The sequence below is a fragment of the Burkholderia pseudomultivorans genome (genome assembly GCF_902499075.1).
Classification (GTDB): Bacteria; Pseudomonadota; Gammaproteobacteria; order Burkholderiales; family Burkholderiaceae; genus Burkholderia; species Burkholderia pseudomultivorans.
Map to the genome: position 1 here is coordinate 91426 of NZ_CABVPP010000010.1, position 13325 is coordinate 104750.

The window sequence follows — 13325 nt, forward strand, 5'->3', positions numbered from 1 at the left end:
TTGGCGGGTACGGCCGCCCTCGCGGCCGAAGGAACCCGCATGAAACAGTACCTCGATCTCGTTCGCACCATCCTCGACACCGGCACCTGGCAGGAGAACCGCACCGGGATCCGCACCATCAGCATGCCGGGCGCGATGCTGCGCTTCGACCTGCAGCAAGGCTTTCCGGCCGTGACGACGAAGAAGCTCGCGTTCAAGTCCGCGATCGGCGAACTGGTCGGTTTCCTGCGCGCGTCGCGCAGCGCCGCCGATTTCCGCGCGCTCGGCTGCAAGGTGTGGGACGCGAACGCGAACGAGAACGCGCAGTGGCTCGCGAATCCGTATCGGCAGGGCGTCGACGATCTCGGCGACGTGTACGGCGTGCAATGGCGCCAGTGGCCGGGCTACAAGGTGCTCGACGCGGGCGCGGACGCGCAGATCGCCGATGCGACGCGTCGCGGCTTTCGCATCGTCACGCGCTTCGACGAGGACGGCGCGCCGAAGGTGCTGCTGTACAAGGCGATCGACCAGCTTCGCCAGTGCCTCGACACGATCATCGAGAATCCGTCCGACCGGCGCATCCTGTTTCATGCGTGGAATCCGGCCGTGCTCGACCAGATCGCGCTGCCGGCCTGCCATCTGCTGTATCAATTCCTGCCGAACGCCGCGAAACGCGAGATCTCGCTGTGCCTGTACATCCGTAGCAACGACGTCGGGCTCGGCACGCCGTTCAACCTGACCGAAGGCGCCGCGCTGCTGTCGCTCGTCGGTCGGCTGACGGGCTATACGCCGCGCTGGTTCACGTATTTCATCGGCGACGCGCATATCTACGAGAACCAGCTCGACATGCTGCAGCAGCAGCTCACGCGCGAGCCGTACGAAAGCCCGCGGCTCGAGATCGCCGAGCGCGTGCCCGATTATGCGAAGACGGGCGTCTATGCGCCCGAATGGCTCGAGCTGATCGAGCCGTCGGATTTCTCGCTGGTCGGCTACCGGCACCATGAGCCGCTGACCGCGCCGATGGCGGTCTGAGCGGCGCGCGGGCCGCGTCCCGAAGCACGAAGGCCCGACCGGTGCAAGCCGGTCGGGCCTTGTTGTTTCCGCCGCTTATTGGCGATGCCGTTCGTCGCCGTGCGGCGGCGGGTTGTTCGGATGCGGTGCCGGTTGCGGCCGAGGTTCCATGCGAGGTGCGGGCATCGCGGGCCGTGCTTCCAGGTGCGGTGCCGGCATCGCCGGTCGCGGCTCCATGCGCGGCGCCGGCTGCGGTCGCGGCATGTCGCGCGCCGGGGACGGCGCGCGCAACTCGTTTCCGCGCGGCGGTGCAACGTCGCGATGCGGCGCGGGCTGCGCGAATTCGGGGCGCGGTCGCGCGGCCGGGGCGGACCGCTCGGGCCGCGGCTGGGTCGGCGTCTGGAAATCGGGGCGCGGTCGCGGCTGCGGGATCTGCGCGGTATGGTCGATCGGCGGCTGCGGCAGCGCGCGCGGCGCTTGCTGCCGGACGCCGGGCTCGGCGCCCGGTCCCGCCGGCATGCCGTCCGGATGCGCTGCCGGCGCCGCGCCGCGCACCGGCGGCAGTGCGTTCTGGCCGGCGCTGTGGAGCGCGGTCGGCGGCGTCGGGCGCTGGCGTTCCATCGGCGTATGAGGTTGCATCCACGCGGGCGACGGCGCTTGCGCGGCGTGCGCGCTGCCGATGCCGGACGGGCCGTTGGATGCGATCGGCGGGTGCGGGACGCTGTTGCCGGGCGCGAACGCCGCATGCGGCGTCGGGTTGCCCGGTGCCTGCGGTGCGCCGCCGTTCGCGAAGCGCGGCGCGTTCGGGCTTGCGCCGTTCATCGGTCGTGCACCGTTCGGCATGACCGGCGCGCGTGCGTCCTGCATCGGCGCGCCCGGGCGCCCGGCCTGCGCCGGTTGCCCTTCGCGTGGCGCATGCGCGGGCTGCACGACCGGGCCGTGCGGATTCACGAGCTGCACGTTGCGCATCGCCCACGCGCCGCCCTGCGGGTTGCCCGGCACGCGCACCGGACGCGCGGCGTAGTCGGCCGGCACGCTCGTCTTCACGACGGGCACGCCGGCGCCCGGCACGCGCCCGCCTTGCCGGACGAGATGCGCAGCGGCCTGGTCGCGGTAGGCGGCCGGCACGGCCGGATTGCGCGTCGCGATGAACGGGTGCTGCGCGATCGCCGCAGGCGGCCGGTAGCTCGCCGTGCGCAGCCCGCCGGTAAAGCTCTGGCGCACCGGCGCAATGCCGGGCGTGCCCGGCATCACGTGCGCGTTGCGCCATTGCCGCGGATCGACGTGCTGCGAGAAGTGCGCGACGGGCTGGCCATGCACGAACGCGGTGGCCGGCACGGCCGTGATCGCATGCGGCGCACGGAAGTTCACGTAGGTATTGTGGATATTGGTGATGTTGGTCACGTTCACGGTCTTGTTCACCGTCACGTTGTTCACCACGATGTTCCGGTTCACGCGATCGTAGTAATGCGGGCTCCAGCCGCCCCAGCCCGGATGCCACGGTTCGCCGGGACCGAGCGCGAACCACGCGCAGCCGGCCGCGGCCACGCCGCCGACGGTCAGCGCGACGCTCCAGTCGGGACCGCCGCCACCGCCGACGAACGCGACGAGCGCCGGCGCGTAGACCGGCGGCTCGCTGACGGCCATCGGGCCCGGCACCCACGCCCAGCTATCGTCCACGTACGCCCAGCGACCGTAGTGATACGGCGCGAAGCCCCACGGCGCATCGTCGACCCAGGTCCAGCCCCACGGCGCCTGCCAGATCCAGTGACCGTCGTGATAGGGCGCCCAGTCGGCCGGCGTGTCGTTCGGCACCCAGACCTCGCCGTAGTTCGGTGTTTCGCGCCACGTGCCGTTCGCGTCGAGGTCCTGGTAGCCGGGAATGTCGCGCGACACGTAGCGGGCCGATACCGAGCGGTCCTCGGCCGCGTCGCGGCTCCCGGCCCATCGGTCGAGCGCGTCGGGGGCAGGGGCGGGCGCCTGCTGCGCGACCTGCAGGTCGGTGCCGGTGAACACGACCTGCTGGCCCGGCGACAGCGGGTACTGTCCGTTGTTGCCGTAGACGGTCGCGCTGCCGCTGCGCACGGTGACGGTCGTGCTCGCGCCGTTCGGCGCGACGTCGACGCGATAGTCGCCGGGCCCGGCGATGCCGAGCGCGAGATTCGGCGTGTCGATTTCGTACGAGCTGCCCGACGGCAGCGCGCGCACATGGGTCGATACGGTGCCGAGCCCGACCTTCAGCTGCGTGGTCGAGTCGTCGAGATTCAACACCGACAGGCTCGTCGATTCGCCGAGCCGCACCGCGGTTGAGCCGATGTGCAGTTCCGAGCGCGCGCCGGCATCGTTCCACAGCTGATCGCCGGTCGTCAGCGGCCGGTTGACGGCCGCATACGACCACATGTCGGTGCCGGCCGGCTCGGTCGTCACCGCGCCCGACAGGTAGTTCAGGCGCGCGACGCGGCCGGGCGGGTCGCCGCCGGGCTGCTGCGCGGCCGCTGCGTAGGGCGCGGCATTCGTCGATTGGGCAAAGGCGGGCGGGAGGGCGGCGAGGGCCGCGACAGCGAGCAACGTGACGCGGGTGATGCGCTTCAGCGCGAACAAGGTGGCCATGGTGAACGTCTTCGTCGTGATCGCGGCGCGTCGATTCGTGCCGTTGAATTCACAATATCCGCTCGGCCTGTTTCAGTGCGCGGTGTTTTGTAAGTCGAATGGCACGCGATGTAACAAAACCTGTCCGGCGCGCGCCGTTGTCGTATTGGCGCAATGCCGGCGTCAAGCGGCCGTAAGCCACGCGTCGAAAGCCTGCTGTCCGGGCACCGTCACGCGCAGCACGCGCGGCCGAGCGGTGCGCTCGATCCAGCCGTGTTCGCAGAAGCTGTCGAGCAGCGCTGCGCCGAGTGCGCCGCCGAGATGCGCGCGGCGTTCGCTCCAGTCGAGGCAGCCGCACGCGAAGCGGCGCCGGCGCGTACGCTGCTGCGCGACGTCGATGCCCCAGCGCGCGAGCGCCTGCGTGCCGAGCTCGGTGGTCTCGATCGCGTCGCCGTCGGCCTGCAGCCAGCCGCGCGCGGTAAGCCCGTCGAAGATGCGTACCGCCAGTTCGCCGGCCATGTGGTCGTAGCAGGTGCGCGCGTAGCGCAGCTCGGCCGGCACCGTGCGCGACGGCGGCGGCACCGGGCGGTGCGGCGCGGCCGCGCGCGCGACGTTCGCAAGCGCTTCGAGCGACGCCGCGATGTCGGCCGACGCGATCCGATAATAGCGGTGCCGGCCGCGCACTTCGAGCGCGAGCAGGCCGCCTTCGGTCAGGCGCGCGAGATGCGCGCTCGCCGCGGACGGCGACAGCCCGGCAATCATCGTCAGCTCGCCGGCCGGCCGTGCGCTGCCGTCCATCAGCGCCCATAGCATCGCGGCGCGCCCCGGGTCGGCGATCAGCGCACCGATGCGGCTCAGGCCGGGAAAGTGGTGGTCGTCTTGGTCGGTCATCGTCGTGCCTCGTCGGATCGGCGGCCGCGCAACGCGCAGCGGATGATCAGCAGTGTAGGCGCTGTCCGCATTCGATGTTTCGGGTTCGGCTGAAATGTCGGATGCAGGCGTCGGCGCGAGCCGCGCATGCGGCGCGCGGGGCGCATTGCACGGCGCGCGTAGAATGGGCGGACGCGGCGGCAAGGGGCCGCCGCACGCGACACGATGCAATCATGAAGACGCTTTTCTGCCTGTTGGCGGCCGCGCTCGTTTGCGCGGCCTGTGCGCAGGGCGGCACGGGTGCCGCCGGCGAGCGGGGCGGCAGCCTCGAGATGTACGGCACGATCGACCAGGGCATCACGGTGCGGCGCTGATCCCTGCGTGACGGGCCGGGCCGCCGCGCGGGGCCGGCCGCGACGCGTTGCCGCAGTGCAACGTATAATGCGCCGATTACAGCGCCCATGCCGCCTGGAGCCAACAAGATGTCCCAACCGTCCCCCGTGCCGGCCGCCCTCGACCGCACCGAAACCGTATTCCGCTTCCTTGCCGAGCCGTCTTCCGTGAACTTCGGCGGCAAGGTGCATGGCGGCGCGCTGATGAAATGGATCGACGAGGTCGCATACGCGTGCGCGGCGGTCTGGTCGAGCCGCTATTGCGTGACGGTGAGCGTCGGCAACATCCGTTTCCAGCGGCCGATCCTGGTCGGCAACCTGGTCGAGCTGAAGGCGCGCGTCGTCGCGACCGGGCGCACCAGCATGCACATCCACGTGTCGGTGCACGCCGGCGATCCGAAGGGCGGCGTGTTGCGCCAGACGACCGACTGCCTCGTCGTGTTCGTCGCGGTCGACGAGAACGGCAACCCGCTGCCGGTCCCGACGTTCGTGCCCGAGACCGACGAGGAGAAGCGTCTGGCGAAGTATGCGATGGACGTGCGCGCGGCGCTCGACAAGATCGTCGAGATGAAGCCGGAAGAGGTCGCGAAGGGCGAGATCTGACGGTTCGGGGGCGGCGTCGCCCCCGTTTGCCGTGCATGGATCGCGCGCCGGACGTCGCCGCCGACGCGCGCAACGGGTAAGGGCGCCCGGCTCAGCGCGTGCCGATCATCTGCTCGGGACGCACCCACGCATCGAATTCCGCTTCGGTCAGATAGCCGAGCGCGAGCGCGGCCGCCTTCAGCGTCGTGCCTTCCTTGTGCGCCTTCTTCGCGATCTGCGCGGCCTTGTCGTAGCCGATATGCGGGTTGAGCGCCGTCACCAGCATCAGCGATTCGTTCAGCAGCAGGTCGATACGTGCGCGGTTCGGCTCGATGCCCACCGCGCAATGATCGTTGAAGCTCTGCGCGCCGTCGGCGAGCAGCCGCACCGACTGCAGCACGTTGTGCACGATCATCGGCCGGAACACGTTCAGCTCGAAATTGCCGCTCGCGCCGCCGACGTTCACCGCGACGTCGTTGCCGAACACCTGGCAGCACAGCATCGTCACGGCTTCCGACTGCGTCGGATTCACCTTGCCCGGCATGATCGAGCTGCCCGGCTCGTTCTCCGGAATCGACAGCTCGCCGAGCCCGCAGCGCGGCCCGCTCGCGAGCCAGCGCACGTCGTTCGCGATCTTCATCAGGCTTGCCGCGACGGTCTTCAGCGCGCCATGCGCAAACACCAGCGCGTCGGCGGCCGCCATCACCTCGAACTTGTTCGGCGCGGTCGCGAACGGCAGCTTCGTCAGCCGGCCGATCTCGTCGGCGACGCGCACCGCGAATTCCGGATGCGCGTTCAGGCCGGTGCCGACCGCGGTGCCGCCGAGCGCGAGCTGGTACAGGTGCGGCAGCGCCGATTCGACGTGCCGGATGCCCTGGTCGAGCTGCGCGACGTAGCCGGAGAATTCCTGGCCGAGCGTGAGCGGCGTCGCGTCCTGCAGGTGCGTGCGGCCGATCTTCACGATATCGGCGAAGGCCTTCGATTTCGCGTCGAGCGTCGCGCGCAGCGTGTGCAGCGCGGGCAGCAGATGGTTGACGATCGCGTACGCGGCCGCGACGTGCATCGCAGTCGGGAACACGTCGTTCGACGACTGGCCGCGGTTCACGTCGTCGTTCGGATGGACCTTGCGCGCCTCGCCGCGCTCGCCGCCCATCAGTTCGCTCGCGCGGTTTGCGATCACCTCGTTGAGGTTCATGTTGGTCTGCGTGCCGGAGCCCGTCTGCCAGACGGCGAGCGGGAATTCGCGCGGATGCTTGCCGGCGATGATTTCGTCGGCCGCGGCGATGATCGCCTGCGCCTTGTCGTCGGCCAGCACGCCGAGCGACTGGTTCACGGCGGCCGCCGCGCGCTTGACGATCGCGAGCGCGTGGATCAGCTCGGGCGACTGCTTCTCGGTCGAGATCCGGAAATTCTGCAGCGAGCGCTCGGTCTGCGCGCCCCAGAGCCGGTCGGCCGGCACGGCGATCTCGCCGAACGTGTCGCGTTCCATCCGAACTGCTTCGTTCATGATGCACTCCTCCTGGAAAGGGGAAAGGCCGCGCGGTGCGCGGCGTCGGGCGTATCGTGGGGCGGTCGCGCCGCACGCGCGGCGTCTTCGGGCTTCAACCGACAAGCATAGCGCCGGTCGCGATTTCGCGTCGTGTCGGGCTCAGCGCGCTGCTGCGGCGAGCGACGCGCTCTTCAGATGAAAGCGCCACGCGAGCAGCACGGCGACGCTCGCGAGGCCGGCCGCGAGCCCCCACCACAGGCCGCGCGCGCCAAGGCCCGCGTGGAACGCAAGCCAGTAGCCGGTCGGAAAGCCGATGCCCCAGTAGCCGAAGGTCGCGGCGAGCATCGGGATGCGCGTGTCTTTCAGCCCGCGCAGCGCGCCGGACGCGACGGTCTGCATTCCGTCGACGATCTGGAACACCGCGGCGATGCCGAGCAGCGACGCGGCGAGCGACACCGTGGCCGCGTTGGCCGGATCGTCGAGATGCAGGTACAGGCCGACGATCGCATGCGGCGCGACGATCAGCACGAGGCCCGACAGCGACATGAACGCGACGCCGAGCCCGAGCGCGACGAAGCCCGCGTGGCGCGCGGCGACCGGCGCGCCCGCGCCGACCCAGTAGCCGACCCGCACATTGGCGGCCTGGCCGATCGCGAGCGGCACCATGAACGCGACCGACGCGACGTTCAGCGCGATCTGGTGCGCAGCGAGCGAGGTCGCGCCGAGCACGCCGATGGTCAGGCCGGTGGCGAGAAACAGCGTCGATTCGACCCCGTACGTGATCGCGACCGGCCAGCCGATGCCGATCAGCTCGCTCATCACGGGCAGCTTCGGGCGCGCGGCGGTCACGAAGTGACGGAAGCGCTGCCGGCCGTGCAGCAGCCAGATCAACGCGAGCGCGGTGAGCCAGATGGTGATCGTCGTCGCGACCGCCGAACCGAGGAAGCCGAGGCGCGGCAGCCCGAACGCGCCGTGGATCAGCCCGTAGTTCAGCACGCCGTTGACGCCGACGCCGCCGATCGACACCCACAGCAGCCGGCGCGCCGCGCCGATCGCGGGCAGGAACGCCCGCATCAGGCCGACGCCGATCAGGCTGCCGAGCGCGGCGAAGCGCAGCACGCCCGTGTACTCGCCGACATGGCGGGCGAGCGTCGGCGGCTCGTGGAACATCAGCAGGATCGGTTCGGACAGCGACAGCGCGACGATCGCCGGAATCGCGAGCAGCACCGACAGCACGAAGCCGGTCCAGTAGATGTGCGGCACGCGATGGTCGGCCTGCGCGCCGCGCGCGTGCGCGACGCTGACGCTCACCGACGACAGCACGCCCTGCAGCACCGTCACGATGACGAAGAAGAAGTTCGCGCCGAGCCCGCCCGCCGCGAGCGAATCGGGGCCGAGCGAGCCGAGCAGCACCGTGTCAGTGACGCTCATCGCCATCTGCGAGAGCTGCGCGATCGCGAGCGGCGCGGCGAGGCGAGCGGTATCGGCGGCGTGACTGGACAGGGACGGCGGCGCGGCGGCCGTCCGCGTGAGACCGGAATGCGACATGGCGTGGACGCGCGGGTGCGGGCCCGCGCTTGTGGTTCTATTTTGTGAGAAAGCAAGCTTACGGCTTTATTGACCCCCTGTCGAACCTGCGTCGATGGCCACGTCGCGCGCAGGGGGATGCGCGGCGGCGGGCGCTGCTACGCGTCGTGCACCGCGATGCGCGTGTCGCCGAGCAGCACGACCTGGCCCGCGCGGATCTTGCAGGTCTTGCGCAGCTCGACCGCACCGTCGACTTTCACCGCGCCGGACGCGACGATCATTTTCGCGGTGCCGCCGCTGTCCGCGAGGCCGGTGATCTTGAGAAGGCTGTGCAGCTCGACGTAGTCGCCGGTCAGCGTGAAATCCAGGTTGGGCATGACGAAGAACGCGCGCGGCGCGCGCAAGGAAGCGGAAGCAATCGCCCGCATCATACGGCACCGCGGGCCGTCGCGCGAGCGCGGCCGGGCAGTTGTTAGCGACTGTGAGCGATTCGTCAGCAAATGAAACGGTGGGTAACAGTCTGAGAAATCCGAGAACCGGCCGTGCGAGCCGCGGGTCTGTTGGCGTACCTGCTGCGTGTTGCGGCGGGGGACGCGACGGAGCGCATCGACGCGCTTCGCGCCCACAACTTCTTGAGGAGGATTGTCATGTCCAAGATTCGTACGATGCTGATCGGTGCCGCGCTGACGGCGTTCGCCACTTCGGCCGCATTCGCACAGACGGGCGCGGCGGCGCAGGGTTCGGCCGGTGCCGGCATGCAGGCGCAGACGCCTGCTGCGGGCGTCGGTGCGGGCGCTCAGGGCAGTGCCGGCGCGAACGCGTCGGGCAATGCCGCCGGCACGGCGACGGACGCGGTCGGCACCGCGGCGGACGGCGCGAAGGATACGGCCGCGTCGGCCGTTCATTCGACCAAGAAGCACGCGAAGCACGCTGCGAAGTCGGCCAAGCATCACGCCGGTTCGGCGAAGACCAAGGCCGGCGAAGCGGCGGACGGCGATGCGTCGGCCGGCGTGCAGGGCGGCGCATCGGCCTCGGGCGCCACGCAGTAAGCGGTGCCTGAACGCCGCACGACGCCCGCCCCGGACGGCGCGTCGTGACGGCGTTTGCCGAACGGCCCGGTTCGCCTGTGCGCGAACCGGGCCGTTTTCACGTGCGCGGGCGCGCGGTCACGGCCGGCGCGGCCCCGGTCCCTGGCCCTGCGGCGCCCGCGCGGCCGGCGTGAACACGCTGCGCAGCCACGCGGCGAGCCGCGCGAACACGTCGTACGGCTCCTCGACGAAGATCTCGGGTTTCAGCAGCCGCAGGTATTCCATGATCTGCTGCGCTTCCTGTTTCTGGAACGAGCCGTGCGAGAGCCCGAGCCGCAGCAGGCCGCGCAGTTCGCCGAGCTTGTCGCGCGCGGCGCTGCCCACGCTCATCTCGCACGCGAGCTTCGCTTCGTAGATCCGCTGCCGCAGCGATTCCGCAAGGCGCCACGCGGGCGTCTGCATCATTTCCTCGAGCGCCTGGATGTCATGCACCGCGCTCTTGATCTGCGCGGCGAGCGGGTCGACCAGCGATGCGTCCCCCTGCGCTTCGGCGACGATTGCCTTCGCCCAGTCGCGGCACGCCTTCGCGAGTTCGTCGGGCGTCCACTCGGCGCGCGACGCGAAGCCGAAGCCGAACTCGCCGGCCTGGCGCATCAGGATCGCGACGACGTCCGGGAATTCCTTGTCGAGCGTGCGCTTCGCCCACGCGTACTGGCCGCCTTCGAGCATTCGCTGCACCGCGTGCTCGGTCAGCGGCACCATGTTGTCGAGCAGCTTGGCGCGCAGGAAATCCTCGAACGACGGCGTCGCGAAATGCGGGTCGAGTTTCAGCGATACGCGCACGAACGCGTCGTAGTCCTTGCGCAGGGACGCGACGGTGTCGTCCTTCAGGGATAGGGTGATCTGGCCCATGAATCATCTCGATGGCGGCCTGCGCGTGCGGCGGACGACGCGGCGCGCCGGGGCCGGGCGCCGCGTCGACGAGCCGGTTCGCGCCGAGGCCGATGGCGGGTCTTCCCTCCCTATATCGGCGCGCGGGCCGCAAACTTGAGCGCGCGCCGGCGCGCCGCGCTCAGGCCGCCGGCCAGTGCGGCAGCACGAGGCCCTGCCACAGGAAGAACACCGCGAGCCCGACCGCGATCGTCACGAGCGGGCGGCGTGTCGTCGCCGACACGAGCACCGCGGCGAGCCCGCCGACCAGCTGCGGATTGCGCCAGCTCAGCTCGGCCGCGCCGCCGTGCGGCGACACGACCATCGGCACGATGATCGCGGTCAGCACCGTGACGGGCACGAAGCCGAGCGCGGTCCGCACGAGCGGCGGGAACGCCAGCCGTTCGCCGAACAGGAACAGCGTCGTGCGGATCGCGTAGGTGATGACGGCCATGCCGAGGATCAGCAGCGCGTAGCTCACGATGCAGCCTCCGTGCGGGAACCGGCGCGCGTGCGGGCGTGCAGCAGCGTGAGCGCGACGCCGACCGCGACGCCGGCCGCGACCGCGCCGAGCAGCCCGAGCTTGTACGGCCAGCCCTGCCAGAAGTACGCGAGCGTGCCGGCCGTCGCGGCGGCCGCGAAATAGCGCAGCGTGCCGAGCTGCGGGACGACGATCGCGATGAAGGTCGCCGCCATCGCGAAGTCGAGGCCGAGCGACTGCAGGCCCGGGAACGCCGCGCCGAAGCCGATGCCCGCGAGCGTCCAGACCTGCCAGTTCAGGTACATCGCGAGCCCCGAGCCGAAGAAGTAGTGGGGGCCGATCGTGCCGGGCGGGAAGTGCCGGTAGTGCGCGTAGGCGACCGCGAACACCTCGTCGGTCATCAGCGCGCCGAGCGTCGCGCGCCAGCGTAGCGGCAGGTGCGCGACATACGGCGCGAGCGTGGCGCTGTACAGCAGATGGCGCAGGTTCACGATCAGCGTGGTCGCGAGCACGACGATGAAGCTCGCGCTGCCGGCGATCAGGCCGAGCGCGATGAACTGCGCGGAGCCCGCGAACACGGCGAGCGACATCAGCGCGCCGTGCCACGCGGCGAGCGGGCCGCCGCCGACGAGCGTGCCGAAGATCACGCCGAACGGGGCGGCGCCGACCATCATCGGAATCGTGTCGCGCGCGCCGTCGAGCCATTCGTCGAGCGGGCGGCGGGCGGGTGATCGCGGTATCGAATTCAAGATGCCTCCTCCATGTGCGGAAGGATAGCGGGCGGGTGCGCGGCCGGCTTGTACGTTCTTGCGGCGGGCGACGGTGTTGCGAGAGGAGTGCGCCGGCGGTGTCGGGCGCGTTGGGCGCGGCGCGTTCGGGCGGCGAAACGGGCAGCAAAACGGCCTGCGAAGCGGCCGCCCGGTCGCGACGGCAACGTTACCGCGTCAACGCGCCTGCCAGCGTCCGGGCGGCACGCCGAACATGCGCTTGAAGTGTCGCGTGAAATGGCTCTGGTCGACGAAGCCGCTGGCCGCTGCGACCTCGGCGACCGGCGCGCCCGCGCGCAGCGGCGCAAGCGCGCGCTGCAGCCGCAGCTGGTTGCGCCACGCGTGCGGCGGCATGCCGGTCGCACGCGTGAACAGCCGCGCCGCGTGGAACGGCGACAATCTGGCCGCCTGCGCGACGTCGGCGAGCGTCACCGCGCCGGCGAGATCGGCGGCGAGTCGCTCGCGCATCGCTGCGACGCGCGGCTCGTCGGCCGCGAGCGGTGCCGGTCGCGGCCGCACGTCCGCATGGCGCACGATCAGCGTCGACAGCGCGTCGAGCATCGCGGTTTCGGCGGCGAGCGGATCGTAGATGCGCAGCGCGCCGGACGGCGGCCCGGTGCCGGTCGACTCCATAGGCGCGTGTGACGTCCGCACCGGTTCGCTGCCGGCCTCCATCATCCGGTGCGCGAGCGCGAGCCGGGCCGCGAGATCGGCGTCGCGGATCACGCCGGGCGCGAACCACGGCGCATCCTGCGGGCGGCCGGCGATCGCGTCCGTGAGCGCGCGGATGAACTCGACCGGCACATAGCTGACGCGATAGCACCAGCCTTCGTCGACCGCGCGCGAACCCGTATGCACTTCGCCGGGGTTGATCACGGGCACGCTGCCCGTTTCCGCGACGTAGCCGTTGCCGCGATAAGTGTAGCGCTCTGCGCCTTCGAGGATCACGGGGATCGTGTATGCGTCGTGCCAGTGCGGCGCGAACGCATGGTCGCGATAGGTGGCCGTGAGCAGATCCGCGTCGGGCAGCAGCGGCGTGCGCCAGTAGCGGGCGGCGTCTCGAAGGCGGGAGGCGGACATGGTCGGGCGCGGGAGCGGTCGAACCGACAGTGTATCGCTCGCGCGCCGGCCCGGCTTACTTGACCGGAATCGTCGTGCCGGCCGGCATCGGCACCGCGGTGACCGAGTTTTTCGGGCTGCCGCTGACGATGCGGTCGCTGTAGGTCAGGTAGACGAGCGTGTTGCGCTTCTTGTCGACCACGCGCACGACATGCAGCGTCTTGAAGATGAACGACATGCGCTCGCTGAACACATCGGTTTGCTGCCTGAGCGGTTCCTTGAAGCCGATCGGGCCGACCTGCCGGCACGCGATCGATGCTTCGCTCGGATCCTCGGCGACGCCGAGCGTGCCCTTGATGCCGCCTGTGCGGGCGCGCGACACGTAGCAGGTCACGCCGCTCACGAGCGGGTCGTCGTACGCTTCGACGACCACGCGGTCGGAGCCCGTCACGCGGAAATGGGTGTTGACGCTGCCGACTTCCTCCGCGTGCGCGAGCGGCGCGGCGGCGAAGGCGGTGACGAGGAGGGCGGACGCGGCGGAAAGGAGGCGATGCTTCATCGACGGAACCGGAGGCGAATGCGGGACGGCAACTCTAGCATGCGCGACACCGGACGGCGGAG

At 70.6% G+C, this 13325-nt stretch carries 14 protein-coding genes; 4 read left to right on the forward strand and 10 right to left on the reverse strand.

What is annotated here, in order from left to right; genetic code table 11:
• Positions 1-39 precede the first annotated feature (39 nt).
• Positions 40-1011, forward strand: a complete 972-nt coding sequence (locus tag BST28156_RS10050; protein ID WP_174902115.1) for a thymidylate synthase — start codon at positions 40-42, stop codon at positions 1009-1011.
• Positions 1012-1086: 75 nt separating this feature from the next.
• Here BST28156_RS10050 and BST28156_RS10055 read toward each other — a convergent pair whose 3' ends face one another.
• Both BST28156_RS10055 and BST28156_RS10060 read right to left on the reverse strand, forming a co-directional pair.
• A complete protein-coding gene (locus tag BST28156_RS10055) occupies positions 1087-3600 on the reverse strand; it encodes a DUF6600 domain-containing protein (RefSeq protein ID WP_174902116.1) in 2514 nt (837 codons plus the stop codon).
• Between the two features lie 162 nt (positions 3601-3762).
• Positions 3763-4470, reverse strand: a complete 708-nt coding sequence (locus BST28156_RS10060) for an ArsR/SmtB family transcription factor (protein WP_060241448.1) — start codon at positions 4468-4470, stop codon at positions 3763-3765.
• 212 nt (positions 4471-4682) lie between these two features.
• On the opposite strand from BST28156_RS10060, the gene BST28156_RS10065 reads away from it, so the two are divergent.
• On the forward strand, positions 4683-4823 hold the full coding sequence (locus BST28156_RS10065) for a hypothetical protein (protein ID WP_167361737.1): 141 nt from the start codon (positions 4683-4685) through the stop codon (positions 4821-4823).
• A 108-nt stretch (positions 4824-4931) separates the two neighbouring features.
• Positions 4932-5444 (forward strand): acyl-CoA thioesterase, encoded by a 513-nt coding sequence (locus BST28156_RS10070; RefSeq protein WP_060241450.1) that lies wholly within the window; start codon positions 4932-4934, stop codon positions 5442-5444.
• A 91-nt stretch (positions 5445-5535) separates the two neighbouring features.
• Here BST28156_RS10070 and fumC read toward each other — a convergent pair whose 3' ends face one another.
• The 3 genes from fumC to BST28156_RS10085 all read right to left on the reverse strand — a co-directional run bounded on the left by fumC (position 5536) and on the right by BST28156_RS10085 (position 8816).
• Positions 5536-6930 (reverse strand): class II fumarate hydratase, encoded by a 1395-nt coding sequence (fumC, locus tag BST28156_RS10075; RefSeq protein ID WP_060241451.1) that lies wholly within the window; start codon positions 6928-6930, stop codon positions 5536-5538.
• Positions 6931-7071: 141 nt separating this feature from the next.
• On the reverse strand, positions 7072-8460 hold the full coding sequence (gene norM, locus BST28156_RS10080; protein ID WP_060241452.1) for a multidrug efflux MATE transporter NorM: 1389 nt from the start codon (positions 8458-8460) through the stop codon (positions 7072-7074).
• 137 nt (positions 8461-8597) lie between these two features.
• On the reverse strand, positions 8598-8816 hold the full coding sequence (locus BST28156_RS10085) for an RNA-binding S4 domain-containing protein (RefSeq protein ID WP_009694644.1): 219 nt from the start codon (positions 8814-8816) through the stop codon (positions 8598-8600).
• Positions 8817-9086: 270 nt separating this feature from the next.
• Between BST28156_RS10085 and BST28156_RS10090 the strand changes: the two genes are divergently transcribed.
• Entirely contained in the window at positions 9087-9488 is a 402-nt protein-coding gene (locus BST28156_RS10090; protein ID WP_174902117.1) for a hypothetical protein, read from the forward strand.
• Between the two features lie 117 nt (positions 9489-9605).
• Here BST28156_RS10090 and BST28156_RS10095 read toward each other — a convergent pair whose 3' ends face one another.
• From BST28156_RS10095 to BST28156_RS10115, 5 genes are all read right to left on the reverse strand, one after another.
• The gene (locus BST28156_RS10095) at positions 9606-10379 is read right to left on the reverse strand and encodes a DUF4088 family protein (protein WP_060241454.1); all 774 of its coding nucleotides are present in this window, start codon (positions 10377-10379) and stop codon (positions 9606-9608) included.
• A 160-nt stretch (positions 10380-10539) separates the two neighbouring features.
• The gene (locus BST28156_RS10100) at positions 10540-10878 is read right to left on the reverse strand and encodes an AzlD domain-containing protein (RefSeq protein WP_060241455.1); all 339 of its coding nucleotides are present in this window, start codon (positions 10876-10878) and stop codon (positions 10540-10542) included.
• Positions 10875-11627, reverse strand: a complete 753-nt coding sequence (locus BST28156_RS10105) for an AzlC family ABC transporter permease (protein ID WP_060241456.1) — start codon at positions 11625-11627, stop codon at positions 10875-10877. The genes BST28156_RS10100 and BST28156_RS10105 overlap by 4 nt, the downstream gene beginning before the upstream one ends.
• Before the next feature lie 195 nt (positions 11628-11822).
• Positions 11823-12725, reverse strand: coding sequence for an AraC family transcriptional regulator (locus BST28156_RS10110; protein WP_174902118.1), 903 nt, complete (start codon positions 12723-12725; stop codon positions 11823-11825).
• 55 nt (positions 12726-12780) lie between these two features.
• A complete protein-coding gene (locus BST28156_RS10115) occupies positions 12781-13263 on the reverse strand; it encodes a CreA family protein (protein ID WP_060241458.1) in 483 nt (160 codons plus the stop codon).
• Positions 13264-13325: the final 62 nt, after the last annotated feature.

Bases quoted from the DNA above. Each gene is read 5' to 3' on its own strand.
- BST28156_RS10065 (WP_167361737.1), top strand. From the start codon at position 4,683: ATGAAGACGCTTTTCTGCCTGTTGGCGGCCGCGCTCGTTTGCGCGGCC.
- fumC (WP_060241451.1), bottom strand. From the start codon at position 6,930: ATGAACGAAGCAGTTCGGATGGAACGCGACACGTTCGGCGAGATCGCC.
- BST28156_RS10055 (WP_174902116.1), bottom strand. From the start codon at position 3,600: ATGGCCACCTTGTTCGCGCTGAAGCGCATCACCCGCGTCACGTTGCTC.
- BST28156_RS10050 (WP_174902115.1), top strand. From the start codon at position 40: ATGAAACAGTACCTCGATCTCGTTCGCACCATCCTCGACACCGGCACC.
- BST28156_RS10085 (WP_009694644.1), bottom strand. From the start codon at position 8,816: ATGCCCAACCTGGATTTCACGCTGACCGGCGACTACGTCGAGCTGCAC.
- norM (WP_060241452.1), bottom strand. From the start codon at position 8,460: ATGTCGCATTCCGGTCTCACGCGGACGGCCGCCGCGCCGCCGTCCCTG.
- BST28156_RS10095 (WP_060241454.1), bottom strand. From the start codon at position 10,379: ATGGGCCAGATCACCCTATCCCTGAAGGACGACACCGTCGCGTCCCTG.
- BST28156_RS10070 (WP_060241450.1), top strand. From the start codon at position 4,932: ATGTCCCAACCGTCCCCCGTGCCGGCCGCCCTCGACCGCACCGAAACC.
- BST28156_RS10060 (WP_060241448.1), bottom strand. From the start codon at position 4,470: ATGACCGACCAAGACGACCACCACTTTCCCGGCCTGAGCCGCATCGGT.
- BST28156_RS10115 (WP_060241458.1), bottom strand. From the start codon at position 13,263: ATGAAGCATCGCCTCCTTTCCGCCGCGTCCGCCCTCCTCGTCACCGCC.
- BST28156_RS10110 (WP_174902118.1), bottom strand. From the start codon at position 12,725: ATGTCCGCCTCCCGCCTTCGAGACGCCGCCCGCTACTGGCGCACGCCG.
- BST28156_RS10090 (WP_174902117.1), top strand. From the start codon at position 9,087: ATGTCCAAGATTCGTACGATGCTGATCGGTGCCGCGCTGACGGCGTTC.